At 60.0% G+C, this 24921-nt stretch carries 29 protein-coding genes; 16 read left to right on the top strand and 13 right to left on the bottom strand.

The features are described from left to right. The first annotated feature begins 169 nt into the window (after nucleotides 1–169). The 3 genes from IH944_09635 (at nucleotide 170) to IH944_09625 (ending at nucleotide 2858) form a co-directional block, all read left to right on the top strand. Nucleotides 170–1864, top strand: a complete 1695-nt coding sequence (locus IH944_09635) for a DUF4382 domain-containing protein (protein ID MCH7904812.1) — start codon at nucleotides 170–172, stop codon at nucleotides 1862–1864. 92 nt (nucleotides 1865–1956) lie between these two features. After that, entirely contained in the window at nucleotides 1957–2262 is a 306-nt protein-coding gene (locus IH944_09630; GenBank protein ID MCH7904811.1) for a zinc ribbon domain-containing protein, read from the top strand. Beyond that, entirely contained in the window at nucleotides 2259–2858 is a 600-nt protein-coding gene (locus IH944_09625; protein MCH7904810.1) for a thymidine kinase, read from the top strand. Before IH944_09630 ends, IH944_09625 begins: the two co-directional genes overlap by 4 nt. A gap of 3 nt (nucleotides 2859–2861) precedes the next feature. On the opposite strand, the gene IH944_09620 is transcribed toward IH944_09625, so the two are convergent. Continuing rightward, on the bottom strand, nucleotides 2862–3566 hold the full coding sequence (locus tag IH944_09620) for a hypothetical protein (GenBank protein MCH7904809.1): 705 nt from the start codon (nucleotides 3564–3566) through the stop codon (nucleotides 2862–2864). A 160-nt stretch (nucleotides 3567–3726) separates the two neighbouring features. Here IH944_09620 and IH944_09615 point away from each other — a divergent pair, with 160 nt between their 5' ends. The 5 genes from IH944_09615 to IH944_09595 all read left to right on the top strand — a co-directional run bounded on the left by IH944_09615 (nucleotide 3727) and on the right by IH944_09595 (nucleotide 8144). After that, nucleotides 3727–4431: an HAD-IA family hydrolase gene (locus tag IH944_09615; protein MCH7904808.1), complete on the top strand. Its 705-nt coding sequence runs from the start codon at nucleotides 3727–3729 to the stop codon at nucleotides 4429–4431. Further along, complete coding sequence (gene queA / locus IH944_09610) at nucleotides 4428–5435, top strand: tRNA preQ1(34) S-adenosylmethionine ribosyltransferase-isomerase QueA (GenBank protein MCH7904807.1); 1008 nt, start codon at nucleotides 4428–4430, stop codon at nucleotides 5433–5435. Before IH944_09615 ends, queA begins: the two co-directional genes overlap by 4 nt. A gap of 281 nt (nucleotides 5436–5716) precedes the next feature. Beyond that, nucleotides 5717–6016: a helix-turn-helix domain-containing protein gene (locus tag IH944_09605; GenBank protein MCH7904806.1), complete on the top strand. Its 300-nt coding sequence runs from the start codon at nucleotides 5717–5719 to the stop codon at nucleotides 6014–6016. Between the two features lie 3 nt (nucleotides 6017–6019). Further along, entirely contained in the window at nucleotides 6020–7204 is a 1185-nt protein-coding gene (locus tag IH944_09600) for a glycosyltransferase (protein ID MCH7904805.1), read from the top strand. After that, nucleotides 7194–8144 (top strand): hypothetical protein, encoded by a 951-nt coding sequence (locus IH944_09595; protein MCH7904804.1) that lies wholly within the window; start codon nucleotides 7194–7196, stop codon nucleotides 8142–8144. Before IH944_09600 ends, IH944_09595 begins: the two co-directional genes overlap by 11 nt. On the opposite strand, the gene IH944_09590 is transcribed toward IH944_09595, so the two are convergent. The 6 genes from IH944_09590 to IH944_09565 all read right to left on the bottom strand — a co-directional run bounded on the left by IH944_09590 (nucleotide 8062) and on the right by IH944_09565 (nucleotide 13154). Then, nucleotides 8062–8955, bottom strand: a complete 894-nt coding sequence (locus IH944_09590; GenBank protein ID MCH7904803.1) for a hydroxymethylglutaryl-CoA lyase — start codon at nucleotides 8953–8955, stop codon at nucleotides 8062–8064. The genes IH944_09595 and IH944_09590 overlap by 83 nt on opposite strands. Nucleotides 8956–9045: 90 nt before the next feature. Beyond that, nucleotides 9046–9645, bottom strand: coding sequence for a PEP-CTERM sorting domain-containing protein (locus IH944_09585; protein ID MCH7904802.1), 600 nt, complete (start codon nucleotides 9643–9645; stop codon nucleotides 9046–9048). Between the two features lie 379 nt (nucleotides 9646–10024). Continuing rightward, the gene (locus tag IH944_09580; GenBank protein ID MCH7904801.1) at nucleotides 10025–10624 is read right to left on the bottom strand and encodes a PEP-CTERM sorting domain-containing protein; all 600 of its coding nucleotides are present in this window, start codon (nucleotides 10622–10624) and stop codon (nucleotides 10025–10027) included. Between the two features lie 228 nt (nucleotides 10625–10852). Beyond that, a complete protein-coding gene (locus tag IH944_09575) occupies nucleotides 10853–11284 on the bottom strand; it encodes a hypothetical protein (GenBank protein MCH7904800.1) in 432 nt (143 codons plus the stop codon). After that, nucleotides 11281–11991, bottom strand: coding sequence for a gamma-glutamyl-gamma-aminobutyrate hydrolase family protein (locus IH944_09570; protein MCH7904799.1), 711 nt, complete (start codon nucleotides 11989–11991; stop codon nucleotides 11281–11283). The genes IH944_09575 and IH944_09570 overlap by 4 nt, the downstream gene beginning before the upstream one ends. Before the next feature lie 2 nt (nucleotides 11992–11993). Next, nucleotides 11994–13154 carry a 2-oxo acid dehydrogenase subunit E2 gene (locus tag IH944_09565; GenBank protein ID MCH7904798.1) on the bottom strand — a complete coding sequence of 387 codons (1161 nt, stop codon included), beginning with the start codon at nucleotides 13152–13154 and terminating at the stop codon, nucleotides 11994–11996. A gap of 208 nt (nucleotides 13155–13362) precedes the next feature. Between IH944_09565 and rplK the strand changes: the two genes are divergently transcribed. From rplK to IH944_09550, 3 genes are all read left to right on the top strand, one after another. Next, nucleotides 13363–13791, top strand: coding sequence for a 50S ribosomal protein L11 (rplK, locus tag IH944_09560; protein MCH7904797.1), 429 nt, complete (start codon nucleotides 13363–13365; stop codon nucleotides 13789–13791). 101 nt (nucleotides 13792–13892) lie between these two features. Next, nucleotides 13893–14489, top strand: a complete 597-nt coding sequence (locus IH944_09555) for a 5'-nucleotidase C-terminal domain-containing protein (protein MCH7904796.1) — start codon at nucleotides 13893–13895, stop codon at nucleotides 14487–14489. Nucleotides 14490–14499: 10 nt separating this feature from the next. Next, entirely contained in the window at nucleotides 14500–15189 is a 690-nt protein-coding gene (locus IH944_09550) for a hypothetical protein (GenBank protein ID MCH7904795.1), read from the top strand. Nucleotides 15190–15544: 355 nt separating this feature from the next. Here the strand turns inward: IH944_09550 and galT are convergent, their stop codons facing one another. After that, on the bottom strand, nucleotides 15545–16522 hold the full coding sequence (galT, locus tag IH944_09545; GenBank protein MCH7904794.1) for a galactose-1-phosphate uridylyltransferase: 978 nt from the start codon (nucleotides 16520–16522) through the stop codon (nucleotides 15545–15547). Nucleotides 16523–16543: 21 nt separating this feature from the next. After that, nucleotides 16544–17602 carry a redox-regulated ATPase YchF gene (gene ychF, locus IH944_09540; GenBank protein MCH7904793.1) on the bottom strand — a complete coding sequence of 353 codons (1059 nt, stop codon included), beginning with the start codon at nucleotides 17600–17602 and terminating at the stop codon, nucleotides 16544–16546. A 191-nt stretch (nucleotides 17603–17793) separates the two neighbouring features. On the opposite strand from ychF, the gene IH944_09535 reads away from it, so the two are divergent. The 4 genes from IH944_09535 to IH944_09520 all read left to right on the top strand — a co-directional run bounded on the left by IH944_09535 (nucleotide 17794) and on the right by IH944_09520 (nucleotide 20972). Then, nucleotides 17794–18597 (top strand): ABC transporter permease, encoded by an 804-nt coding sequence (locus tag IH944_09535; GenBank protein MCH7904792.1) that lies wholly within the window; start codon nucleotides 17794–17796, stop codon nucleotides 18595–18597. A gap of 29 nt (nucleotides 18598–18626) precedes the next feature. Continuing rightward, nucleotides 18627–19580, top strand: a complete 954-nt coding sequence (locus IH944_09530; GenBank protein MCH7904791.1) for a hypothetical protein — start codon at nucleotides 18627–18629, stop codon at nucleotides 19578–19580. A 67-nt stretch (nucleotides 19581–19647) separates the two neighbouring features. Then, nucleotides 19648–20610 carry a WD40 repeat domain-containing protein gene (locus IH944_09525; GenBank protein ID MCH7904790.1) on the top strand — a complete coding sequence of 321 codons (963 nt, stop codon included), beginning with the start codon at nucleotides 19648–19650 and terminating at the stop codon, nucleotides 20608–20610. Between the two features lie 86 nt (nucleotides 20611–20696). Then, a complete protein-coding gene (locus IH944_09520; GenBank protein ID MCH7904789.1) occupies nucleotides 20697–20972 on the top strand; it encodes a DUF4342 domain-containing protein in 276 nt (91 codons plus the stop codon). On the opposite strand, the gene IH944_09515 is transcribed toward IH944_09520, so the two are convergent. From IH944_09515 to IH944_09500, 4 genes are all read right to left on the bottom strand, one after another. Next, nucleotides 20969–21514 carry a hypothetical protein gene (locus tag IH944_09515; protein MCH7904788.1) on the bottom strand — a complete coding sequence of 182 codons (546 nt, stop codon included), beginning with the start codon at nucleotides 21512–21514 and terminating at the stop codon, nucleotides 20969–20971. The two genes, IH944_09520 and IH944_09515, sit on opposite strands and share 4 nt — an antisense overlap. Further along, on the bottom strand, nucleotides 21515–21859 hold the full coding sequence (locus tag IH944_09510; protein ID MCH7904787.1) for a winged helix-turn-helix transcriptional regulator: 345 nt from the start codon (nucleotides 21857–21859) through the stop codon (nucleotides 21515–21517). 194 nt (nucleotides 21860–22053) lie between these two features. Continuing rightward, on the bottom strand, nucleotides 22054–22389 hold the full coding sequence (locus IH944_09505; protein ID MCH7904786.1) for a winged helix-turn-helix transcriptional regulator: 336 nt from the start codon (nucleotides 22387–22389) through the stop codon (nucleotides 22054–22056). 118 nt (nucleotides 22390–22507) lie between these two features. Further along, a complete protein-coding gene (locus IH944_09500) occupies nucleotides 22508–24382 on the bottom strand; it encodes a hypothetical protein (protein ID MCH7904785.1) in 1875 nt (624 codons plus the stop codon). Nucleotides 24383–24454: 72 nt separating this feature from the next. Between IH944_09500 and IH944_09495 the strand changes: the two genes are divergently transcribed. Continuing rightward, on the top strand, nucleotides 24455–24921 hold a 467-nt coding region (locus IH944_09495; protein ID MCH7904784.1), incomplete at its 3' end, for a 30S ribosomal protein S12 methylthiotransferase RimO.

The following is a 24921-nucleotide window of genomic DNA, read 5'->3' as shown; positions in this document are numbered from 1 at the left end:
ATCAACGTTAGAAGGCAATCGCGCTCACAGATTGAAGACGTGGGCTCCGAAAGGGAGAATGTCTGCTGCTCCCCTCACTATGACAAACGTCATACTGGTAGCACGAACCAATTCACATACTGATAGCTACGGTTAACAGCAACCCAAGTGGATCAGTCAGGAAACACCGATGCAACGCTTAAGTCGCTTCCGAATCTTCGCCGCTTTGACGGCGATCTTGTCCATCGTCTTCGTTCTCGCAGGGTGTGGCGGGGGTGGTGGATCGCTCGGCGCTGCCGGGCTGAACGTATTCTTAACCGACGATTTCAGCGACGACTTTGATCAAGTTTGGGTGACCGTTTACCAAGTTGAGATAACCGACGGAGCCGGTGGGAACACCTCCGTTTTCACCAGCGCTGACGGAGTAGTGGTCGATCTTGCCAACCTGAGCGACGGCGCAGCTCGCTTCCTCTACGTAGGCACCGGCCCGCTCGCAGCGGATGAGTACATCGCAATGCGGGTCACGCTCGGCAGGGACCTCACGCTCGTACCGACAGGTTTGACGTCCGGAGAGGCGTGCACTTTCGATCCGGCGTTCGATTTTGGTGCGGATCAAACGCGCATCTCGTTCATGTTCGGTGGGCCGTTTGCCTTTCCGGTCGACGAGACTATCGTGATCGACTTCGACCTGTCTCAGTGGACGAAGAACCTCACCGTCGTCACGCCCGTCTTGACCGAGGGATCGACAACTGGCCTCGACGACCAGTCGCGTCACGAGGAGGACGACTACCACGGCACGGTCGTCGGCCTGAGCGGCACGGCGTCGAGCCTGACGTTTACGCTGAACCGACCCGAGGGCGGATCCTTCAGCGTCGTGACCGATACCGACACCGTCGTGTACAACGAGGACGGATCGGCCAGCCCGACTCTGGCGAACGGCCAGCGGGTTGAAGTGACCGGCACGTTCAGCCCGGTCAACGAGCGGATTCTCGCGATTTCGATCAAGATCGAGGACGGCGATCTGGGCGACGACGACGACTTTGAAGTCGAGGGCACGACACAGGACTTCGTCGAGGCGAACCTCGCGTTCGACGTGCTGATCCGAGAAGCAGAAGGGTTTGTCCCGACAGAAGGGATCGTGCACGTGGAGATCAGCCAGTCCACTCGCTTCTCCACCAAGTCAGGCATCTCGATGACGCTTGGCGAGATGGTCGCGCTGCTCAACGGTGGGCCGCTCGAAGTCGAGGTCGAGGGCACCTATGACGAGCCATCCAACACGATAACGGCCACGAAGATGAAGCTGCACTTCCAGGGCGGCGGCGAGCACGAGGCAGAGGCCCGAGGCACGGCGAGCAACATCGACACCGACCTGGGCACGTTCGTGCTGGCGCTCCAGGAGTGGTCCGGCTTCTCCAGCTCTCAGGGATCGGGGATCAACGTGACGACCGACGGGTTCACCACTTTCGAGGGACCGGACGGCGAAGATTGGACCTCCACGCAGTTCTTCGCCGAGGTCGAAAACGGCGGAATTGTGAAAGTGCACGGCGAGTTCTTAGACGGGACGATCATGGCCGACCGCGTCAAGCTCAGGTCAGCCGATGGCAGCGGAGACAACCACGATGATGCCGAGGGGTACGCAACCGCGTGGAACGAAGCGCTCGGAACCGTCACGATCGACCTCACTGAGTGGTTCGGCTTCGAAGGCACGTTCGGCGCAGAAGTTGTCATCCAGGCGACGGGGAGCACCGTCTACCGAGCGCTGAACGGCGATACGATCACGAAGGCAGCGTTTTTCGCGGCGTTGACGACCGGAGCGGTGGTCGATGCCGAGGGAACGTACCTCGAGGGAGTTCTCACTGCCGACAAGATCAGACTAGAAGATTAGTACGGTCGCGTAACCGCACTTGCGAGGGCCGCCCGTCCGGGCGGCCCTCGCTGTTAGAAATATCCGGGTTGCGACGGTATGCTCTGAACGCGATGCCGCTGTACGAATACCGTTGCAAGTCGTGCGGGCAGAAGTTCTCGGAGCTGTCGGGAGTCGTCGCAGATTCGCAACCCCCGGCGTGCACCGCTTGCGGGTCTCTTGATCTGGAGAAGCTCGTCAGCGGCTTTCGTACCGGCAAGGACGAGACTCAGCGCGTGGAGAGCGCAGCCGACGCCCTGGAGCGGACTGACCCTGACGACGGCCAAGCCGTCGGAGATGCCGTGGCGGAGGTCGGGCGAGCGATGGACGATGACATATCGAGCGAGATGAGCGAGATGTTCGAGCGGGATAACGAATGAAACAGCCAGGTTCGATCGTGGTCGTGTGCGGCAGCATGTACGCCGGGAAGTCGGAGGAGCTGATCCGCCGCGCCCGCCGCGCGCTGTACGCACAAAAGAAGGTGCAGGTGTTCAAGCCTCAGATAGACAGCCGGTACGACGAAGAAATGGTCGTGACCCACATGGGCGTCAATCACGAGGCGCAGCCGGTGGCAACGGTACAGCAGTTGCGCGATGCGATCAAGCAAGACACCGACGTCATCTGTGTAGAGGAGGCGCAGTTCTTCGACGATTCGCTCGCCGATCTCGTGTGCGAGCTCGCAGACAGCGGTCGCGAAGTCATTCTAGCTGGGCTTGACCAAGACTTCCGCCGACGGCCGTTCGGACCGATGCCGACGCTCCTCGCGATCGCAGACGAGGTCGTGAAGCTGCGGGCGATCTGCATGAAGTGCGGCGCGACCGCCAGCCACACCTACCGCACGATCGACGGCAAGCCCGCCCACAAGGACGATCCGGTGATCCTCATTGGCGCGACCGAGGCGTATGAGGCGAGGTGCCGAAACTGCTTCCAGCTTCGCGGAGTTCGCAAGCGGCGGTTCAAGGCGTCAGAAGCCTGAGCGTCACTCCTCGGTCAGCGAAAACTCGACTTTCGCATCGACCAACAAGTAGCCGATTGGCGCGTTCTTAAGCGTCGAGACCGCCTTGACGATTTGAAACGTGCTGGTGTCGATCCACGCTGTGCCGTCGCTGCTGGCTGGGTCATCGCCGGTTAGCTCTTTGCCTTTGACCGTGACGACGAGCACCTCTCTGTCGCCGATCTTCTCGATGCCTGTCACCCTGTACCGAATTTCGGCGCTAACGGCCCCCGTCTCCTTGTTTGCTTCGACCTCGATCGCCCACCCGGAGCCGACGCTCACCGGTTTCGGCGGCGCGATGATCGCGTTGATGATCGCAAGCCGGAGCGTACTTGGTGTCGCTGACTCACCTGCCACGTTGATCGGCAGACCTGAACGCGTGAATATCGTCAGTACGGGCGGCTCGTCCTGAACTCCAGTCTGCTCCACCCCACCGACGAACAGGTGCTGATCAGTTTGGCTCGACGCGATCACGTACGATCCGTCCTCCTTGATGTCTGTAACCTGCTCGTGCAGCTTCGCGTTGAAAGTGATTGGTTGCCCGAGGTCCTCTGCGGAGATCGATACCTTCAAGTCGTAGACCGATACTTCCAGCAACGTTAGAGTTCGAATAAGGGTGAACGTTCGTTGCGGGGCTGCTGAAGCCAGGACCGCGAGAACAACCAGGACCACCGTTGCGTACCTTCTCATGATCAATAGTGTATCGCCTCAGAGCTTATGCTGTTACTGCGATCTGGATATTGCGGGACCCTTGAGCGCTGCGTTCGGCTCAGACTCGGCGGGAGCGCAGTAAGATACCGAGTTAGGGACGGATCGGGATGCGGAAGCTAGTTTTGGATGCGGCGCTACGATGACGGCGCCCAAGGTCGTCACGTTCGACTGTGCCCAGACCCTGATGAAAGTGGACTGGCAGCCAACACGATTGGCCGTCCGCAGTGCAGAGCTGGCGGGCCTCGAGTTCGACCGCCAGGTCGCCGGCGAGATATACGATCGCAAGCTGGGTTCGCGCTGGCCGGAGTTCAAGGAGCTGAATCTAAAGCGCGACGAGGCGGTTCTTGCCGGGTTTTGGCGCGAGCTGACCGCCGACTGGCTGCTCGAAGCGGGCATGCCCGCGGACCGCGCGGACGACGTTATCACCGAGGCGAACAACCTTTTGTTCGGCGATTCTTCCGAAGTCTTCTCCGTTTACGACGACGTCGTCCCGTGTCTTGATCGACTAACGGAGAGCGGTTTCAGGCTGGCTGTTATCAGCAACTGGGACAATTCGCTGCACCGGGCGCTGCGCTCGTTCGGCCTGTCCGACTACTTCGAGGTAGTGATCGCATCGCTCGAGGAGGGGGTGGAAAAGCCCGATCCCGCCCTGTTCCACATAGCGCTCGAAAAGCTCGGCGTCGACCCCGGTGATGCGGCGCACGTTGGAGATAACCCGATCGACGATTTGCAGGCCGCACGGAACGTAGGGATGCGCGGATTTCTCATCGATCGCGAGAGAGACGAGCGATCTGATTCCGTCATCACAAGCTTGTCCCAGCTCCAGGAGGTGCTCGGTAGTTGAAGCTGAGCGACTTCGACTACGACCTCCCCGAAGAGCTGATCGCCCAGACCCCGTTGGACGATCGGGCCGCATCGCGGATGCTCGTGCTCGACAAAACCTCCGGCGCTGTTCAGCACCGTCACTTCCGGGACATCGTCGATCTGCTGGAGCCGGGTGATCTGCTGGTCGTGAACGACACCAGAGTTTCAGCGGTGCGACTGCTGGGTCGTCGGCCGACGGGGGGCAGCGTAGAAGCGCTCATTCTCTCTAGTCGCGGCGACGGTCGGTACGTTGCGCTCATGCGACCGGGCAAGAAACTGAAGCCCGGCGCCGAGGTTCCGTTCGACGGCGGACTGGTTGGACGAATCGTCGAAGACCTCGGGGGCGGGAAGAAGCTCTTGCACATCGATGGGCCGCGAGCCGAACAGAGGATGCGCGAGGTCGGACTGATGCCGCTGCCGCCGTACGTCCACACCGCGCTCCAAGACCCCGAGCGGTACCAGACGGTTTACGGCGTGCATGATGGGAGCGCCGCCGCTCCGACTGCCGGTCTGCACTTCACGAACGAACTGCTGAGCGCGCTGCGTGAAAAAGGAGTTGCGACCGCGACAGTCACGCTCGACGTTAGCGTCGACACGTTTCGCCCGGTGACCGCTGAGAAAGTCGCGGATCACCAAATGCACGGTGAACGGTGTTCGGTCTCTGAGCGGACTGCACGCGCAGTATCGGAGTGCGCAGGAAGAGTGGTCGCGGTAGGCACGACGACGACGAGAACGTTGGAGGCTTTTGCGACGGCGCCCAAGACGATTGCGCCGGGGGAGACCGTGACCAAGATCTTCATTTCGCCGGGATACAACTTCCTGATCGTCGATGCGATGCTGACCAACTTTCACATGCCCCGGACATCCATGCTCATGATGATCTCCGCGATTGCCGGCAGGAAAGAGGTTATGTCGTCGTACGAGCAAGCGGTCGTCGGGAAATACCGGTTCTTGAGCTTCGGCGACTGCATGCTGATCAAATAAATCGGACTTGCGGTGTGTTTCTTGCGTTGCAAGTGTTATGATTGTCGTGGCGGAGACTCATGGCGAAGACAAAAAGCGTTGACCCATTGGACTATATTGAGGGCTCGTTCTTAGACAGATCGTCGACTAAGGATGTAAAGAACGGTAAAGTCGCCCGCAGCAAGGGTGAAAAGCCCAAAGGGCGGTTCCGCCGGACGAAGCTCAGTGCGCCGAGGCCTCGGATGCAGAGCGCGAAACAGGGGAATCAGGTCGCCGCGATCGATCCGGAACTGGCGGAAATGATGGCCAACCTGCCGAAAAACCTGGAGTTTCTCGCCAAGTTCTTCGACGACGAGGTCACGTCTCACTACTACAGCAGAGAGTTCGGGGAAACCAGGCAGGAGCTGATCCGAAAGCTGGTCGATCCAGAGTTATCGCTGGAGCAAGTGAGCCGGCTGCTCGGCGTGTGCCCTGCCACCGTCAGGCGGTACACGAATCGCGGTTGGCTGGAGCATCATCGGACGAAAGGCGGGCAGCGCCGCTTCCGCCTTTCATCGGTCGCCAAACACGTCCAGGAGCACGGCAGATTGCCGGAGAGCTAGCTGTTGTCAGGCCGACCGCTCAGCATAGCGCTGTTCTCTGACAGCGCGCTTCCGATCCTCAACGGAGTGTCCGTCAGCATCGATGCGCTCGTCGGCCAGCTGCGCGGGCGCGGACACTCGGTCCACGTTTTTACCGCGAGGTATCCCGGCCACGTCGACATCGACCCGAACACCCACAGGTTTATTTCGATCCGCACGCCGTGGAGCAAGGATTATCCGCTCGCCGTACCGCCGTTCTATCCGTGGCTGCGCGACTTCCGCCGTGAAAACTTCGACGTGATCCACTGTCACACGCCGTTCACGGTCGGCTTCGTCGGGCTTCGGTGGGCGGAGTCGCACGGCATCCCCGTCGTCGCGACGTACCACACGCACTACGACAAGTATGCGTACTATTTTCCGTTCGCCCCGAGGCGGTACGTGCGATACCGTATCGCGAAGCACACGAACTACTATTACAATCGAGTCCAACAGGTCATCACTCCGTCCGACGCGTCGAGGCGGTGGCTGGTGCGACACTCGGTCAAGCGACCGATCACCGTCATCGCAACCGGCATCCCGACGCCGAGGATGATCGACAGGTCTGAGGCGAGGCAGAAGCTCTCGATCCCCGCGGAGCACAGAATCGTGCTCTACGTTGGGCGGATCGCTCACGAGAAGAACTTAGGCACGCTTCTTCAGGCCATGGTGTCCTCCTTCAAGGACGACCCACGCCTACAGTTTTGGCTGGTGGGAGACGGCCCCGCGAGGCAGGAGTTCAGTCGGATGGCCCGGGAGCTTGGGATCGGAGACCGAGTCAAGTTCGTGGGATTCGTAGCTCGGCACGAAGTTGACACGTACTACGCGGCGTCTGACGTCTTTGCGTTCGCGTCGATGACGGAGACGCAGGGTCTGGTCATTGCAGAGGCGATGACCTACGGACTGCCGGCGTTGGTCGTTCGCGGTGGCGGGGCGGGCTCGGCGGTCGAGTCAGGCGTCAACGGGTATCTGCTCCGAAACGAGTCGGGCGCGATTGCGGCAAAGCTGGCGGAACTGCTGTCGAACGACGGTCTTTACATGCGGTTGAGCGAGGGGGCCCGCCGCATCAGCCGACAGTTCGGGATGCCGGCGATGGCGGATCGCGTGTTGGAAGTGTATTCGACCGCGCTTGGTACGCATCCAGTGCACCAGGACGAAGCGTATGTCCGCTAACCGTTCAGGGCTCGCTCACTTTTTTGCAGTTGTCGCTGTTCTTTTCCTGCTTCGTATTGCGCTTGCGTATATCGCAGTGCCAGTCGGCGTCGCGCCCGCGCTTTCCCTTCTGAACACCGTTCTGTTCTTGGGGCTTGCCATCTACGGGCTGTATCGCGCAGCGTCGCACGAGTGGAAGCCGGGGCTGGCGATCGGGCTCCTCTTGGTGGGGGCGCTGGCACACGCAGGAGGCGAGATCACCGTGAGTTCGCTTCCCGATTCGGGGCTTGCGATCGTCGCCGTCTCTGCCATCGCTCAGGCTGGAATACTGGTCTGGTGCCTGGGCCTAGGCGCACTGCTCTCGCTCGGGATCAAGGACAAGAACATGATGGTGCCTGTCGCTATTTTTCTAGCCGGCTTCGACATCTACCTGGTGTTCAATCCGTCGGCGCCGATGTTCAGCTTCCTCCGCGAGAATCCAGAGCTCGTGCGCCGGCTCCTCATGGCCGTGCCCAGCGCGAACGTCGATGGGGCCGCTACCGGTACGGTTCAGAACCTTGCATACATCGGGCCAGCCGATCTGCTTTTCTCGGCGACGTTCTTCGCCTTGATGTTCCGATACGGAATGCGCGCGAAGAGGACGGTGCAATGGCTGATTCCCGTTCTGCTGGCTTACTTGCTGATCGTCATCTATCTGGGGCCAGAGACGGCCATCGGGCCATTTTCTCTCAGTATGCTTCCGGCATTGGTGCCGATCGGTCTGGTCGTGCTCTTGGTCAATCGGAAGGAGTTCAAGATGGAGAGGCAGGAGGTCTTGGCCTCTATCGGCGTGGCGGTACTCGCGGTATCTCTCGCTTCGTACGGCGTCTACCGCGCAGCTACTCAACCGGCGGGGCCAGCGCCGCCAACTGAGCCTTCGCAGATGCAGGGCGGCCAAGAGCCTCCAGGATATCAAGGCTAGCGCGCGCGAGTTTGTTCATGTCAACGCCGGTGTTCACTCCGGTGCGCTCAAGCAGATAGACCAAGTCTTCCGTAGCCAAGTTGCCGCCCGCGCCGGGCGCATATGGGCAGCCCCCCAGGCCGCCTGCGCTAGAGTCGAACGCCGTGTAACCCAGGTCGAGTGCCGCGACTACGTTGGCGATCGCCGTCCCGCGCGTGTCGTGAAAGTGCCACGCCGTCTTGTCGAGCGGCACCGACCCCGCGAGGTACTTTGCCAACTGCTTGACTTCGCTCGGGCCTGCGACGCCGATCGTGTCGCCGATGCTGACTTCGTTCACTCCGATTTCGAGCAGGCTCTCGCACACTCTGGCCGTTTGGGCTGGCTCGATGCGCCCTGCATATGGGCATTCGAACGCTGTGCTCACGTATCCGCGCACCCAGCCGTCAGAAACCGATTCACGAAACTGGCTGATCACATCCGCGAAAACAGCGAGCGATTCGTCAACGCTCATGTTGATGTTCTTTTCGGTGAATGCGTCGCTTGCCGCGGTGAAAATCGCAATGCGCCGCACGCCGCATTCGACCGCCCTTTCTAGTCCGCGAGCGTTTGGGACAAGAGCAGAGTAAAGCGGCCCATCGGGAAGCTGCGGCCAGAGATCGCCCGCGTCGGCGAGTTGGGGTACCCAGCGGGGTGAAACGAAGCTCGTCGCTTCTATCTCGGCAAGCCCAGCGCTGGCGAGGGACTTGATGAACGCGAGCTTCAGCTCGGTAGAGACAGGCTGCGACTCGTTCTGCAGTCCGTCTCTGGGGCCGACCTCGATGATCCTTGGCACGTTTCGATTCTGGCAGGTCGAAAAGCAGGATTGCGGAGCCTCAGGCTTTCTTGCATGAGACTCCGCTCCTCCGATCGGACAAGGCCGATGCTACTTTTTGCGGCGGCGTAGCAGCACAACTGCTCCGAGCCCTAGCGCGAAAAGGCTCGCCGGCTCAGGAACCGCGACGACCTTTGCCGAATTCTGATCCGGTGGGACCGAGATGAAATGGATCATGCCTAGGTAAGGAACTCCAGCAGAGAAAGCATTGAAGCTATCCTCCGTCAGGCCCGTACCGGTGGCAGTCATCGCAACCGAGTCGCCCGCCAAGAAACGGTTGTTCATTGCGGTGTCGAAGTCGATCCTCAAATCGAACATCGCACCAGAATCGTTCTTGCCGTTCTCGCTGAAGCTGTAGCTCTTGAATTTCGAGCTGCCAGAGGTCACTGTGCCTGAGACGAAAGGATCGACGTTCAAGAGCAAAGTCTTGATCGACTGCCCGCCTGCCTGGCCTGGATCTGCGGTGTGGCTGAGCGTGAGCGAAACGGTGTCAACACCGCTGTCCTCGATCAGCAGAGTGGCGAATACCGGGCCCCCTTGCGGGGCTCCTGCTATTACTGTATTAAACTCAAACGTGATGGCCGCGCTGGCCGATGTAACGCCAAATATAGCGCTCACTCCAACCAGAGCGGAAAAAAGATATTTCTTCACTTCTTTCCTCGCTGTCATTGGGTGAGACCCAATGTAGATTGTCCGACCGGCTGAACTGTCTATCGCAGTCAATCGCGATCACCGGACATTGTATCACGACGGGAGCCGATGGCCCGGTCTCAGGTTCAATCTCGCAGTATTACGGGCATTTGCCAGCAGTATCGCTAGTGCCAATCGGCTAGTTATCCTATCTGATCGTCCGCCTATTCGACGATGGTTGCAAGAATCTGTTCCTCGGCCACCTGCTGACCGACTTCTACGCGCAATGAACCGACCTCGACGATCCTTGGCACGATTCGATTCTTGCAGGTCGATGTGTAGAATTGCCGAGCGTCAGGCAAAACAGCCTGACGCTCCTCCGATCGGACAGTTGTCGTCACTACTTCTTGCGGCGGCGAAGCAGCACAACTGCCCCGAGCCCTAGCGCGAAAAGGCTCGCTGGCTCAGGGACCGCGACGACCTTTCCTGAATCCTGATCCGGTGGGATCGAGATGAAATGGATCATGGCTAGGTATGGAACTTCTTCAGAAAAGGCATTGAAGCTGTTCTCCGTTAAGCCTGCGCCTGTGGCAGTCATGGCAACGGTGTCACCAGCCAAGAAACGATTGCTCAATGCAGTGTCGAAATTGATCCGCAGATCGAACATCGCACCTGAATCTGTCTTGCCGTTCTCGCTAAAGCTGTAGCCCACGAACTTCGAGCTGCCTGATGTCACTGTGCCCGCAACGAAAGGTTCGACGTTCAAGAGCAGTGTCTTGATCGACTGGCCGCCTGCCTCGTTTGGATCTGCGGTGTGGCTGAGCGTGAGCGAAACGGTGTCAACTCCGCTGTCCTCGATCAGCAGAGTCGCAAACACAGGACCCCCTTGTGGGTCTCCTGCGATTACTGTATCGAACTCAAACGTGATGGCCGCGCTGGCCGAAGTAACGCCCATCAAAGCGCTGACTCCAATTACAGCGGTAAGAGTATATTTTCTCACTTCTTTACTGCCTGTCATTCGGTGACATCCAATGTTGATTGTCCGACCGATGGAACTGTCTTTCGTAGTCAAGCGCGACCAACGCATTCTGGATCATTCTTGGGAGCAGATGAGCGGTTCTCAGGTTCAAGCCGGTAATATTACGGGTGTTCAATTTGGCAGTATTTCGTGCCTTCACCGGCGGTATCACAAGTGCCAACCGGCTAGCTGTTCTATCTGATTGTCCGCCTATTCGACGATGATCGCGAGAACCTGTTCCTCAGTCACCTGCTGACCGACTTTCACGCGCACCGATTCGACGACGCCGGTCAAGGGAGCGACGATGGGCAGCTGCGTCTTCATCGCTTCGATGACCAGAATCCGGTCGCCCATCGCCACCTCTGCGCCCGACTCTAACAGCACCTGCACGACCAGTCCGGGCATCGAAGCTCGTATCTCGCCGTCACCTGGTCCAACCGCGCGGCTCCTCGTCCGCTGCGCCTTGCCGACGACGAACTGCCTCCCGCGATACGAGATGTATGTTCGGTCGCCGGATCGAATAGCCAACGCGGTCGATGTGCCCTCCGGTGACTCGACTATCAGCCGGTCCCCTTCGCGCGACACGCGGACGTCGTCTCTGACAACGAGATCGTGCGGCGTGCCGTTGACCAAGAGTCTCATGCTCGCCTGGACGCTCCGTACTGTCGAGCCTGCCTGGCAAACTCGGAGAAAATCCGTTGCGTATCCTCGCTCTCCGGCGTGCGCTCAGGGTGCCACTGGACGCCGAGAATCCACCGCTGAAGTCCCTCGATCGCCTCCACTACTCCGTCGTCGCTCCAAGCCACGGCCCGGAGCCCGTCGCCAGGTCGGTCGTTCGACTGATGGTGGTACGTTTTGCCCTCGGCGGTCGATTTGCCGACGATATCGCACAAGCGGCTGTCGGGCTCTATCCGGTAACTCTGCACCGTTCCCGCGCTGTGCGAATCGTTGCCGGTTACGTCGGGGATGTGTTGGACGAGGTTCCCGCCGAAGAAGATGTTGACCGCCTGCGCTCCGTAGCAGATGCCCAGGATCGGCGCCTCCTCCGGCATGCTCTTGAGCAAGCTGGCTTCGAACGGGTATCGGGCCGGTTCGGCCAAGTTGACCTTCGAGTGGTTTGCCTCGCCGAAGTGCGCGGCGTCGATATCGTCGCCGCCAGGGATCAGCAGGCCGTCTATCAGCGGGATCACGTCCTCGATCGCGGCCTGATGAGGGATGATGATTGGCACCGCTCCGGCTGCGGCGATGCATTCGCAGTAAAGCCGATTGGTGAACACGCGACCGTCGCCGTCGTTGTTGGGACCCTTTTCAAGCTCGTGGGCCGCGGTGATACCGATGACGGGCTTCATCTTCAGCCGCCCAAAAGGTCTCGGATGTTCTCAACGTTGGACCGGACGTCTGTCAGCAGTTGTGCGGCGCCGACCCCGTTGATGAGGCGGTGGTCGAACGTCAATCCGATATTGGCGCATCGCTGCAGCTTCAGCTTGCTGACGGTTTGATCCAGGCCGTTGTACGCCTCGCCCAGGAACAGCGTCGCGACGCTAGGCGGGACGACTACGGCGACCGCGTCGCGCAGCCCAAAGCTCTGCATGTTCGTGATCGTGAGCGGTATGGATGCGTCCGCCTGGTCGTTGCCGGCGCGCGCGTGGTCGATCCGCTCGCGCATTCGGTCTGCAAAGTCGCGCCAGCCAAGCGTGTCCGCATCTTCGATCTTCGCGATCACCAGCTGATCGCCCTCCAGCGCCACCGCAATGCCGAGATTGGCGTGGTCGTAGGTGCGGATCGTAGAGTCGCCGACGATCGTAGACCGGAAATAAGGATGCTTGCCCATCACCTGAGCGACGGCGAACGCGAACATCGTAAACGACGACGGGGAGAACTCGTCGCCGCTCTCCTTGATCTCCGCCCGCAATTTCTCGATGTGCGACCAGTCGCTGACGATGGTTTCGGTTCCGGGGACCGCGAGCTGCGATCCGCGCACCAGCCTGGAGCTCAACAGGCGCTGAGCAGCACTCATCTGCTGCTCGGAGTACCCTTCGCCCCCTGCGCCTGCAAGAAAGGCGTCCACGTCTTCCGGCATGATCTTCTTGCCGGTTTCGGGGATTTTCGCCAGATCCTGGTCTGACAGCCCCTTCTCCTTCGCATAGGCCCGAGTGCGCGGCGGCATGTCGCGTCGCCGCGAGCCTCCGGCTGTAGCGGAAGTTGTGGTGGCGGCTACCCGAGCGGATTCTGCGGGCCGGTCAGGGTCGCTTGCCTCTTCCTGTACCTTGTCCGAAGTCTCGATGATCGCGACGTCGGCGCCGATCGCCAAGATCTCGTCGACGGAGGCGACCCACTTGACCAGGGTGCCTTCATACGGAGATTCGACGTCCATGACCGCCTTGTCCGTCTCCATCTGGTAGATCGGCTCGTCCCGCTTCACCTTGTCCCCAGGCTGCTTGAGGGTTGCGACGAGGCGCGCTTCCTGCAAGCCTTCGCCAATCTGTGGAATCTTGATAGATACTTCGGCCATAGGTTTTCCCGGCTGGTTGCCGTGGGTCATTTTGGCATACAGGCGGTCGAACGGCGAGCGACCAACCTTCGTCTTTGGGACCGACAGCCCTATGCTCGCCCGTCGCCTGTTCGCAAAGGTATAATTGCACGTCGCTTGAGCCTCAGTTCCGGCTCGGAGATCGGCCTTTTCGTTCGGTTGATTGCACAGGGCGCAGGCAGGGTTTTCGATGGCAAAAAAGGTCGCATCTGTAGTCAGGCTGAACATACCAGCAGGCAAGGGGACGCCGGCGCCCCCGGTTGGGCCGGCACTCGGTCAGGCCGGCATCAACATGATGGAGTTCCTGAAGAAGTTCAACGAGATGACCGCCAAGCAGATGGGCTACACGGTCCCGGTCTCGATCAACGTCTATGAGGACCGCTCGTACTCGTTCGTGGTCAAGGAGCCGCTGACGACGGACATGATCAAGAAGGTCCTGGGGATTGCTAAGGCGTCCAGCAATCCTGGAACGGAAATCATTGAAGTCAAGTTGACAAGGGAGAAGGCGCTGGAGATCGTCAAGATCAAAATGCCTGATTTGAACGCCAACGACGAAGAGGCGGCGCTCAAGGTGATCGCCGGCACAGCCCGCTCGATGGGCGTTGAAACGGACTTTTAGGTCTGTCGGAAGCCCCAGCGGACGCCAGAAAGTGTAGAAACATCAATATATTGTAGTAACGAACCTAGCCCGCTACCTGTCGTAGTTATTGGACCACAGATTTGCTGACACCCCGAATTTGGACTTTTGCCCTTTGCGGCGCGCTCACGCTGACTCTTGCTTCACCGCAACGGTCGGCTGATCGCTCGTACGTTGCGGCGCAGTCTGCGGCTGACATCATGCGCGACGCCGCAGGCGCGGACATAGCGTTTTGGCCAGCCGGCATCATCCGCGACGATTTCAGCGGATCTGACCTCAGCCGAATGGTGGACATCCCGGGCGATATCCTCGTCGTGTCAGAGCTCAGCGGAAAGCAGATCAAGGCCGCGCTCGACCGGTCGATTTCGCTGTACCCCTCGGCGAACGACGCGTTCCTGTACTTGTCCGGCGTCGAGGTTCGGTTCAAGCGAGAGCTGGACCCTGCAAAGCGAGTCGTTTCTATTAAGGTGGGCGGATCTCCGCTGGACCTAAGCCGGAAGTATAAGGTCGCGTTGCCGATGAGCCTGGCGAGAGGAGGCTACGGCTACTTCACCGTTTGGGACAAGAAGGCGATCGTCCACGAGTTGGAAGGGGTCGCGGTCGAGTCTCTGTTGAAGGGGAAGACTTCCGTCAAGCAGACGGATCGCTGGACTCTCATCGACGACGAGTCTGGAGTATAACAGCAGGCGTATGCTGACGCCGTACGATTGGCAAGAGGGCATCGGGCATCGCGCCGAGTACGTGGAATCGCGTCTATCGACCGGTATTCCAGTTGTTGCGATCTCGCTCGATGTGGGGGTTCTCGCCGTCACGTACTGTCGCCAGTCGCGCAAGATCTTCGAGGTGTACGACCGGCTGATGTTCGCCGCGCTGGGCCAGCAGTCAGACATCGAGTCGATCCGCGTCGCGGCGATCGACTTCACTCACCAGCAGGGTTTCCAGCGCAGTGAAGACGACGTGACGATCCAGCGCGTCGTGACCGCTGTGAGCGAGCCGGTCAAGAGGGCGTTCGCAGACTTCTCCAGTCCGCCGGTGATAGCGCTTTCCATGTTCATGCAGGTCGGTCCCTCGCCCGCCGACGACCGATACCACGCCATTAACTACGACGGCGACTTCGACAAGAAGCGCGAGAGCTGTTACTTGGCAGGGTCTTCAGCAGCCGGCAAGTACTTGCAGGAGAAGATAGGTTCCGAGACCTGGACAGGCGTCTCAGTCGATGACGCGATCTCGAAGTGCGAGGCACTGATAGAAGGAGCTGTGGAGGCAACCGGCGCAGACGCCGGTGAGACGCTCAGCGATGTGAAGCTCGAGGCCGGCATGATGACTCGCGGCGACGAAGGCCACCGCGTTTTCCAGCTGTTGCGCGGCGATTGGGATTAGTCACCAGTCAAGTGACTCGAACGGTCGAACGCCTGAGCGTTCTGTAGTCGCATCCTTTAGGTTTCGTCCGGACGTATTGGCGAGTGTTTGCAGCTGGAAGTCAGTGGCGTAGCGCGCAAGCTGAAGCATGCGGCTACATTTCGGACCAGGCCTCCCGCATCCGTGGCTGCATTCGAACCAATCCGGATCAAATCGAGCGCGCGTCAAGCCGCGCGAACGCAAAGCGCGGTCTCCTGAGCCTGACGAAGGACCGCGCACTCCCATACAACTCCGAACCAACCCGAACCAACCCGAACTAACCCGAACAAGCCCGAACAAGCCCGAACAAGCCCGAACTAACCCGAACAAGCCCGAACTAACCCGAACCAACCCGAACGTCCCGCAACAGCGCTGCCGACTCTTCCGGCAGCGTGTCGTTGATGAACGCCCCGGCCCCGGCCTCGCTCCCAGCCAGATACTTCAGCTTCTCGGCGGTGCGATAAGGCGGATAGAACTCGACGTGGAACCAGTTGAACTCGTACCCCCGAACTGCGGGCTCTTGGTGCATCGCCATGATGTACGGCATTGAGAACCCGAACAGGGCGTCGAACCGCCTCGTCACTTCTTGCAGGATCGAAGCGAGATCGTCCAGCGTATCGTTGTCCATCTCCGCGAGGCTCCGGACGTGCTCGTTAGTCGTCACGTACGTTTCGAACGGATACCGCGCGAAAAACGGCACGACGCACACGAACCGCTCGTTCTCACAGACGATCCGCAGCCCGTCCTCCCTCTCCTGCGCGAGCCAGTCCTGCATCAGCGGCCGCCCTTTCTCATGGTAGTGCAGCTTCTCTCGCTCAAGCTCGATCCTGATGACCGGCGGGATGAACGGGTACGCGTAAATCTGCCCATGCGGGTGGCTCAGGGTGACGCCGATCTCGGTCCCCTTGTTCTCGAAGATGAACACGTACTGGACTTCGTCCCGCTCGCACAGCTCTTCGTACCGGTGTTTCCAGACGCGCGTTAGCTTCCTGATCTGTCCGGGCGGGAGCGTGGCGAACGTCGCGTCGTGGCGTGAGGAGTAGCACACCACTTCGCACGCCCCGCCGCCGGGAATGACGGGCGTGAGGATCGTCCCCTCGATCGCAGGCGCGTCAGGCTCGGGCTTCAGCGACGGGAACTTGTTCTCGAACACCGCAATGTCGTAGTCCTCTTGAGGAATCTCAGTGGGGAAGCCGCCAGGTTCGGTAGGGCAGAGCGGGCAGTAGTCGTCCGGCGGGTTGTACGTGCGGTCCTGCCGGTGGGTCGCCGTGATGACCCACTGATCGAGGAACGGGTGGTACCGCAGTTCCGACATCGCCCAGGTTATACCGAACAGCTACGTCTTATTCCGAATGCGCAGCAGGTCGCCGTCCTGAACGACGTACTCCTTCCCTTCGAGCTTCATCCTGCCGGACTTGTTCGCGGCGTCCACCGAACCCGCCTCGACGTACTGATCGAAGTGGACGACCTCGGCCCGAATGAAGCCTCTGGCGATGTCCGAATGGATGGTGTGTGCGGCCTTTACTGCGCTCGACCCTTCGTGCAGCGGCCACGCCCTGGTCTCGTGGTCGCCGATCGTAAAGAACGTAATCAGCCCGAGCGCGTCGTAGATCGCGCGGACGACTTTGGCGCTGGCGGGTTCGCTCAAGCCCAGGCTCTCAAGAAACTCTGGCTGATCCTCTGGCGCAAGCTGTGCGATCTCCTCTTCGATCGTCGCACAGACCTGGAACGCCTGCGTGCCTTTCTCTCGCAGTTCGACAACCCTGTCGTTCAGATCGGCGCGACCGTCTACGGTGCTGTCCTCATCGATATTGAACGCGACCACGATCTCTTTGGCGCTCAGAAACTGGTAGTTGCGGCAAGTCTTGGCCTCTTCTTCGCTCAGCTCTTGGTCGCGGAGCGGCGTGCCGTTCTCCAGCGCGGGCTTCAATCGGCTGAACAGTGCCTGCTCGGTGTACTCGGGCGATCCCGGCTGCCTGCTTTGCTGCATCTTGTTCAGCCGCTCCAGCCGCGTTTCCATGATAGCCAGGTCGCTCAGCACGAGCTCCACGTCGACCGTTTCCATGTCGCGTATGGGGTCTACGCTGTCGTGGTACGGCGCAACGAGAGAATCGAACGCGCGGACGACGTGCAGCAGCACGTCGACGTTGCGCGCCTGATCCAGAAACCTCTGCGAAAGCATTTTGCGGGAGCCTGCTTCGATCGCCGGTACGTCGTCGTGCAAGATGATCGAGGCCGGGGTCGCCTTCTTCGGTTGCACCTGTGCGACGATCTGATCAAAGCGAGGATCGGGAACCGGCACCGCCGTGACGTCGCCCTTCGCCTGACCGCGGGCCGCAGCCCGGTACAGGGTCGATTTGCCTGATAGAGAGAACCCGATAACCCCGACTTTCATTCGTCTGTTCCGCCCTGATCAAAGCGCACGTCCACTGGTCTATCGCCGAGCTGATGCGGCAGTATCCAGAACAGGTACACAGTCACCAAAAGCAGTATGAGGGGCCACCAAGGGAACTGTGTTCGTCGGTCACGAACGGCGCGTGGCACGTCAAGGAAGTATAGCGCGGAGCGGCTGGTAATATCGGCCTGATGGCGTCGCCGCAGCCAGCTCAGCCAAGGTTGCCCAACCCGTTCGACTGGGTCGCTAGCTCGGTGATGGAGTCCTTGACGTTCGTCGGCGAGACCTCCATCCTTTTCGTCGAAACGTGCCGCCGACTGTTCAGCCGTCCGTTCGAGTGGCGCGAGATGTTGAACCAGATGGCTTTCATCGGCGTGTCTTCCGTTCCGATCGTTGCGTTGACGACATTCTCATCGGGTGCGGTCCTGGCGCTCTACAGCGCAGACTTCTTGGTCGGGTTCGGCGCGTCTGAGCTGGCCGGTGCGACGATCGGTCTGGCGCTGACGCGGGAGATCGCCCCGGTTCTTGTCGGGATCATGGTTGCTGCGCGGTGCGGCTCGGCTATGGCGGCTCAGATCGGATCGATGGCCGTGACGGAGCAGATCGACGCGCTCAGATCGCTCAACGTGCCGCCGGTCAGCTACCTTGTCCTGCCGCGAGTTCTGGCGGCCGTCACGATGCTGCCGATCCTGTGCATGGTCGGCATCTACACGGGGGTTTACGGCGGGTATCTGGTCTCCGTGAAGCTCAGCGGCGTAGCATCGGGTACGTTCGTGCAGTCCCTACGCCAGTGGGTCGAACCCGCCGATTTCGTGAACGGCATGTGGAAGACGGTAATATTTGGGCTCATCGTTGCGTTGGTAGCGTGCCAGCAAGGCCTGAGGACCTCGAAGGGCGCCGTCGGCGTCGGCGAGGCCACAACTCGCACCGTCGTGATTACAATGGTGCTGATTTACGTCGTAAACTACATCATGACCGCGCTGCTGTTCCGGTAGCGGCAGCGCCAATTACAGGAAACTGACCAATGAATCTTCGGCTGAACCCGTCTACAGAAAGGATGAAAACGAGCTTGTTGCTTGCCCTGGTCGCCTCTATCGCCCTGTTGGGCGCGAGTTGCAACCGCGAACCCGACCCGCCGCCGTTTACGGCAAGCACAAGCGGCGAAGGGGCGGTTCTTGGCGAAAGGCCGGGTCGACCGAACCCTGCTATGGCTGGTGCAGGTCTCGCTCAGGACGGAGGGCCAAGTGAGGTTGCGCCCAAGAATGGCTCCTTAGACTTAAGCGACGAGACCGGCTGGCAGGACGACGAAATTTCACCGAGCGAGCTGGGCGCCAAGATCGACGAGGCGATGAGAAACTTGACCATGGCTTGGGGGGAGGCCGCTACGGACATCGCCGACAAACGTCCAGGTGGAGGCACGTTGAACGGCACGTCGGACGTCAAGATCCAAGACTCCCAAACGTTCAGCATCCACTACCACATGCCGAGGATGACAGCTCGGAACTGGATCGTCAGTAACGGGACGACCCGCGCTCGACTTGAGGACGGAGTGTGGTCGGATCTGCCGACGTTCCGTTCGTCGAACAGGTCACCGCGCCTATCCGAGTCCGAAGTCCTGTCTTGGCCCGAGCAGTTTCCTCGGCGGATGTTTCAGCACTTTTCAGACAACAAGGATCACTGGGCCCCGTTGCTGAAGGCATGGGAGAACAAGGTCGCTGGCTACGAGGTCGTCGTTACCAAGGCATTATTAGAGCAGAACGGCCGGGAAGTGCCGTTCTTCCGCATCGAGGCGACGCGCTCTGGGGAGCCGCTGACGGAGATCGAAGTGATCATACACGGCGAAACGTTTCTGCCGCTGACCATCCATGTGAGCGTGGGGCCGGAAGATACGGGGCTGACGATGCGCTGGAGGGCAAAGTGGAATTTCGGCGGTACTTTCACCGACAAGGACTTCACGATTCCGCCATTTCAGAAGTAATTGGCTGAAAACTTGAAAACGTCAGCCCGTTTCATACGTCCGGGCACACAGGAGCCAAACGAGTAGGATGCTCACCACAGCGATCGTATTAGCAGCAATCGTCAACCCTTCCGCGCCGACCGCCATCACCGTCACGCGCGTCAAGACCTTCGCCCACATTCGAACCACGGCGATAGCCGCGAGCCCTAAAGGCGCCGTGTTCGCCGTCGCTTCCGAAGACAATCGAGTTCGGATCATGGACGCCGTCAAGCTGACGTCGATCCACACCTTGGACGGGCATCCGCGGACTCCGTACGCGCTCGCGTTCAGCCGCGATGGCAAGTTCCTCTTGACTGGCGACGAGTCCGCCCGAATCTGGCTGTGGGACGTGAAGACCGGCAAGAAAATCCGCGAGTTTTCGCGTGATCGCGGTCATACGCGCGGGATTCAAGCGTTCGCTTTCGCGCCAAACGGAAAGACCTTCGCCAGCGTGGGCAAGGACGACGTTATCAAGATCTGGAACACGTCGGGCGGCCATCCGACCAACACGATCAAGGGAGTTGGAGCCAACTTCTTCGGGATCGCGTATCTCCCGTCCGGCGGGCTCGTGACTGGCACGCTGCTCGAAGGAATGCGCCTGTACGCGCCGAAAGGGTTCACCCTGGCGGCGACCCTGCGGGTCGGGGGCGGGGAAGGCGCAAACGAGATCGCAATTAACAAGGCTGGCACTCTCTGCTTTACAGCTTGCCGTGATGGCCGCGTCGTCGTGTGGGACATCAAGAAGCGAGCAAAAATAGGCGCTATCAAGGCGCACAGCGACTGGGTTTTGAACGTCGCGATCGCGCCGAACGGCAAGATCGGCGCAAGCAGCGCGAGCGACGGTCACGTCGTTCTGTGGGACGTCAAGACACTGCAGCCTCTGGCCACCATTTCAGGCCAGGCGTACGTCGACTCGCTAGTTGCCTTCACCAGCGACGGCCGCCACATCCTAACGACTGACGCTTCCAACGCGCTTCAGATTCACAGCCTCAATCCGCGTCAGAATCGGTAGATTCGCCTTGCTGAGCGCCTAACGCGGCCTAGGCTATTGCTCTAGCGCTCAACCTGGCCTGCGTCAACGGCGTAGTAGCGATTACAATGGCCGACGCCAAGAAGACGACATCCAAGAAGAAGGTCAAGACCGAGGAGTTCAAGGTGTCCTCGGACAACCTGGTCGACGAGCTGAAGAAACTCGTGCGCGAGGGCAACGTCCGGCGGATCATCGTACGCGCGAAGGACGGCCGGGAGCTGCTTAACTTTTCGTTGACGGTCGGTCTGATCGGGCTAGCACTGGCACCGTTCTTCATCGCCATAGCGGCGATCGTGGGGCTAGCCAAGGAGTTCACGATCGTCGTCGAGCGCCATGTGGACTAGCGTCTGCGCAGTCGGGTCACCAAGCTCTTGAGATCTTCGATCAGGTCGCTCGCGCCTTCTGCATCGCACCATCGCTCGATCCGCTGCCAGTCGAGCCTGTCTCCAATTCCAAGAGCGACTTTCGCGGCGATTTCTAAGCTTGCCAACTCGTTCCAGTGCACGTACGCTACGAACCTGTCGAGAACGGAATCAGTCGGCTTGATGATGTGCAGGATGCGGTTGTCTTCGTCGAGGGTGTCCCATTCGGTCACTACGTCCGATCCAATTGTGAGTGGTCCCGGAGGGAAATCGAGGGTGAACGGCGAATTTGGGTGTATGTACGTTGAGCCGTCTAGCGTGAATCCAAGTTCGGTCAACGGCTCCGCAGGTCTCGTGCCGCCAAAGGAAAGCACGAAATCCAGATCGCGAGATCTATAAGCCTCCGCTGAGTAAACGGTTGCAGCGCCACCTCCAGTCAGGACGGCCGTGGCGCCCGCTCGATCAAGTGCCGTGCATACGATGAACGCTAGTTCGCGCAGAGACGTCGTTGGGCAAATGCCCATCTAGACCTCCTTGCCTCGTCTCCTGGGCCGCCTCCTGACCGAGTTGACGGCGTTCATGATTTCGGGCTCTGCCAGCGACAGCCGTTGGATGAGGACCTTCAGCTCCTTGAATGCCACGAACCTCGGATTGAGCGAGACGCGCCTCTCTTTGCCGATGTACCGACTCACCGTGATGCCTTGCGCCTCGAGCTTGTCGAGGTGTCTTGACACCGTGCTGATGTTGGCCTCCGCCAGTCGCGTTAGCTCCCGAGGATACGACTCCCCTAAGAGCCCGATGATCATTAGAATCGCCGTCTGGATCCGAGTTCCAAACAAGCTCTGCCTGTTTCTAGGGATCTGCTCCATATTGATTGGTATTATGCCACATACGATGCAATAACACAATCATATGCTTGTAAATAGCAAGCAAAGTGGGTTGAAATCCCTTGTGCCGACTCTGGCGGCGGAACCGCCGCAGAGTACGGCTTCGATGCCGACGGCTGCGAGGGCCGAGCAGGCCTTGCACGCCACGTCCGTCAGGGTGTCTTTGCTCGTCACACTTAGTCCGTCGTCCACAGTTTCTTACCCTTGCGTCGCGGTCTGCGGCGCGCGCGCGATGCGGCCTCGAGAATCTCCGGGCTTCGCATGCCTAACTTCTTGAGCAGAGCGACTAGCTCTGCGCGCGCCTTGTACCGCGGGTTGATCGAAACCAGCCTGTTGCGCCCCTGGGTCACCGCAACGATGACTCCGTCCTCCTCGAGCCGGTCGAGCAGGCTGGAGACTGCCGTGGGCGACACGCCCGTCAGGCGCGACAGTTCGCTCCGGTAGCTGCTTTCGAGCAACCCGAGCATGACCAGCACCTTCGTCTGCGATCCTGTCCCGAATAAACGTTCCATATGACTATATTATAGGTGATAAACGTTAGATAATAGCTTGTTCTGGGTCAAGTGACGCTCTCTGCCATAATTTGAACCTGCCGATGCCTTCAGACAAGCCCGGAAAGCGTCCGCGCAGTCACGCCCGGTAGCGAAGATAGCGGCGTCGGACCAACAGAACGGCCGCGCCGACGGCGAGCACGCCGAGCGCTGCGAGAATCGCCGTGACCGGCTGTTCAGCGCCGTCGCCAGAGTTAGCCACGGATTCCAATGCAGTCGGTTCGCTGGCATTGAGCGCGATCTTCTCGGTGCCCGCGAGTGACATAGTTGCGGTCTTGGGAGGGTTAGGGACGGCCACGCCGAGCTCGACGAGCGCAGCTCTTGCGGCATCTCGTATCCAAGGCTCCCTGTCATCGAGCATGGCTGTCAGCTCCGGGATAAAGCCAGTGTCTTTGCAGTACCCAATCCACTTGATGGCGCGCCGTCTGTCAAGGGCTTTGCCTTCTCTTGTGAGTTGGCGCAGCTCGATCAGTGCGTCGTCGTCCCCCATCGCAGCGAGGCCGCCCAAGGCAGGAATCTTGATCAGCGGTTCTTCGATCGAGGAGGCTTTCGTGAGCGCTTCCGCAGCCCCTGGTGGCTGACTCTCAGCGAGGGCCTTAGAAATCAGTTCTACGTCAAAGAGGCCGAAGGGGAGGCCACTGCGCCCCTCTCTGTCCCCTGTTAAAGCACTCATCCATTCGACGAGTCTAGCCTGGTGTTTTGAATCACCGTGCTTGGCCAGTTCGATGACAGCGAGCTCGTACCAGTTATGGCTCTCTGCTTCAGCGATCTCACTGAGAACATCGACTAAGTCCGGCGGGTCCAGATTGATGATCCCGCGAAGAGCCCAGATCGAGACAGACGTATCCTCGTCGTCGAGGGCTTGCATCAGGTGATCGTAGTCTCGCGAGTCCCCGAACACAGGCAGTAGCTTGACAGCACGGAATCTAACATCTTCGTCGACATGGGAAAGCCATTCCGGATGGGTTCGGAGCGCGGCGTTGCCTCCGTTTTCGAGAATCGCCTTGATGGCCTGAATTCTGTTGCCGCTACCCTCATCCTCAGCGACTTCCAGGACTGATCGGCTATCACCGGCCGCTCCGATCTCTTCCAAGAGGTCGATCCACGTCGACTGTGCTCGGCTGTTGGCGTTCGCGATTTTCACCTCGAAGACCGGAGCTGCGTCTGCGCCTAGGATGACCGACAGTGCGCTGCCTGCGGAACGCTGCATATCGAACGCCATAACTGGCTGGCCCGGTTCACGCTCCTTGCCGAAGTCGGCCGGATCGTACATCAGTTCCTTGAGCCTTGGCACAGACTCCCGGTCCTTCAGCCGTGCGATCTGTTCTATTCCCTTCTGAATCGACTCTAGCGAGTCGCTGGCGAGGAGTCTGCGGGCTTCGGGCAGAACCCCATTCTGAATGGCCCCTCTCAACGCTACGGTCATGACGTCCTGAGCGCCGGACTGCAGATCGAACGAGACGATCGTCCCGCGAACGGTTATGAGCTGGAACTTGCGCTGAGCGTCGTCAAAGAAAAACGTTCCCCCCATCGACCACCACAAACTGCTGACGGTATGAGGGGCGTATAAAATCTCCTCTTGATCAAGAAAGTCCTTGATCTCGTACGTTTCCAGGACCTTGCCGGCCGGCCCGATGAAGACGAGCGACTTACCGTAGCCGACGCCGTGCCAGACGTCGCGAAGGACAACGTACCGCCCATTTTCAGTTATGTATGCGACAACAGGTGCCTGTTTCTGCGGGTACTTGATGCTCCACTTCACGGCAAAGCCGTTGCCTGTGTCCTGCTTAAGCGTGAGGGTCTTGGCGCCGTTGTTGACCTTTAGGACGTACAACCGGCTTTCTGACCGGTGCTCTTTCGTGGGCGACCGCCACTCATCGGCAACTGCGATACCCGCCAACAGCAAGGTTGAAGCTATGTAGCCGGCTCTGAACGCGATGCCTCTAGGTTTCATGCCTATAAGTGTACCAACCGCCTCTGATGGTTCAAGGAGCGTTGTGCGATCACTGCCATAATTCATGCAGCCATGCCCGCCGACAAGCCCAAGAACGTCCGGATCGTCACGCTTGGCTGCGCCAAGAACGAGGTCGACAGCGAAGAGATCGCGGGCGTCTTGCGCGAGAAGGGGTACTCCGTGGATGGATCGGCTGAGGCCGAGATCACGGTGATCAACACCTGCGGGTTCCTGGAATCGGCCAAGCGCGAGTCGATCGAGGCGATTAGGAAGGCGGTCGCGGAGAAGGGCGACGGCAAGGTGATCGTCGCGGGGTGCCTCTCCCAGCGGCTCGGCGCTGAGCTTCAGCGTCTCGCGCCGGGGGCGGACTCGTACGTCGGGGTCGGGCAGATGGCGCGGTTCGCGGAGATTGCGTCTGCGGTGTTCGGGCATGACGGCCCGGTGTTGGACGTCCAGCCGCCGCAGCACCGGTGGGCCGACGTCACGACCCGCGCGCGCACCGGGCGTCCTTGGAGCGCGTACCTGAAGGTCAGCGAGGG

The organism is Armatimonadota bacterium (assembly GCA_022563855.1).
Lineage (GTDB): Bacteria > Armatimonadota > Fimbriimonadia > Fimbriimonadales > Fimbriimonadaceae > JADFMN01.
The sequence above is the reverse complement of the archived record's forward strand: the minus strand, read 5'-3'. Positions and strand labels throughout refer to the sequence as shown.

Coding starts and splice junctions, on each gene's coding strand:
- IH944_09635 (MCH7904812.1), top strand. CDS start 170: ATGCAACGCTTAAGTCGCTTCCGAATCTTCGCCGCTTTGACGGCGATC.
- IH944_09630 (MCH7904811.1), top strand. CDS start 1,957: ATGCCGCTGTACGAATACCGTTGCAAGTCGTGCGGGCAGAAGTTCTCG.
- IH944_09625 (MCH7904810.1), top strand. CDS start 2,259: ATGAAACAGCCAGGTTCGATCGTGGTCGTGTGCGGCAGCATGTACGCC.
- IH944_09620 (MCH7904809.1), bottom strand. CDS start 3,566: ATGAGAAGGTACGCAACGGTGGTCCTGGTTGTTCTCGCGGTCCTGGCT.
- IH944_09615 (MCH7904808.1), top strand. CDS start 3,727: ATGACGGCGCCCAAGGTCGTCACGTTCGACTGTGCCCAGACCCTGATG.
- IH944_09605 (MCH7904806.1), top strand. CDS start 5,717: ATGGCCAACCTGCCGAAAAACCTGGAGTTTCTCGCCAAGTTCTTCGAC.
- IH944_09595 (MCH7904804.1), top strand. CDS start 7,194: ATGTCCGCTAACCGTTCAGGGCTCGCTCACTTTTTTGCAGTTGTCGCT.
- IH944_09575 (MCH7904800.1), bottom strand. CDS start 11,284: ATGAGACTCTTGGTCAACGGCACGCCGCACGATCTCGTTGTCAGAGAC.
- IH944_09570 (MCH7904799.1), bottom strand. CDS start 11,991: ATGAAGCCCGTCATCGGTATCACCGCGGCCCACGAGCTTGAAAAGGGT.
- IH944_09565 (MCH7904798.1), bottom strand. CDS start 13,154: ATGGCCGAAGTATCTATCAAGATTCCACAGATTGGCGAAGGCTTGCAG.
- rplK (MCH7904797.1), top strand. CDS start 13,363: ATGGCAAAAAAGGTCGCATCTGTAGTCAGGCTGAACATACCAGCAGGC.
- IH944_09550 (MCH7904795.1), top strand. CDS start 14,500: ATGCTGACGCCGTACGATTGGCAAGAGGGCATCGGGCATCGCGCCGAG.
- galT (MCH7904794.1), bottom strand. CDS start 16,522: ATGTCGGAACTGCGGTACCACCCGTTCCTCGATCAGTGGGTCATCACG.
- ychF (MCH7904793.1), bottom strand. CDS start 17,602: ATGAAAGTCGGGGTTATCGGGTTCTCTCTATCAGGCAAATCGACCCTG.
- IH944_09535 (MCH7904792.1), top strand. CDS start 17,794: ATGGCGTCGCCGCAGCCAGCTCAGCCAAGGTTGCCCAACCCGTTCGAC.
- IH944_09530 (MCH7904791.1), top strand. CDS start 18,627: ATGAATCTTCGGCTGAACCCGTCTACAGAAAGGATGAAAACGAGCTTG.
- IH944_09525 (MCH7904790.1), top strand. CDS start 19,648: ATGCTCACCACAGCGATCGTATTAGCAGCAATCGTCAACCCTTCCGCG.
- IH944_09520 (MCH7904789.1), top strand. CDS start 20,697: ATGGCCGACGCCAAGAAGACGACATCCAAGAAGAAGGTCAAGACCGAG.
- IH944_09515 (MCH7904788.1), bottom strand. CDS start 21,514: ATGGGCATTTGCCCAACGACGTCTCTGCGCGAACTAGCGTTCATCGTA.
- IH944_09510 (MCH7904787.1), bottom strand. CDS start 21,859: ATGGAGCAGATCCCTAGAAACAGGCAGAGCTTGTTTGGAACTCGGATC.
- IH944_09505 (MCH7904786.1), bottom strand. CDS start 22,389: ATGGAACGTTTATTCGGGACAGGATCGCAGACGAAGGTGCTGGTCATG.
- IH944_09500 (MCH7904785.1), bottom strand. CDS start 24,382: ATGAAACCTAGAGGCATCGCGTTCAGAGCCGGCTACATAGCTTCAACC.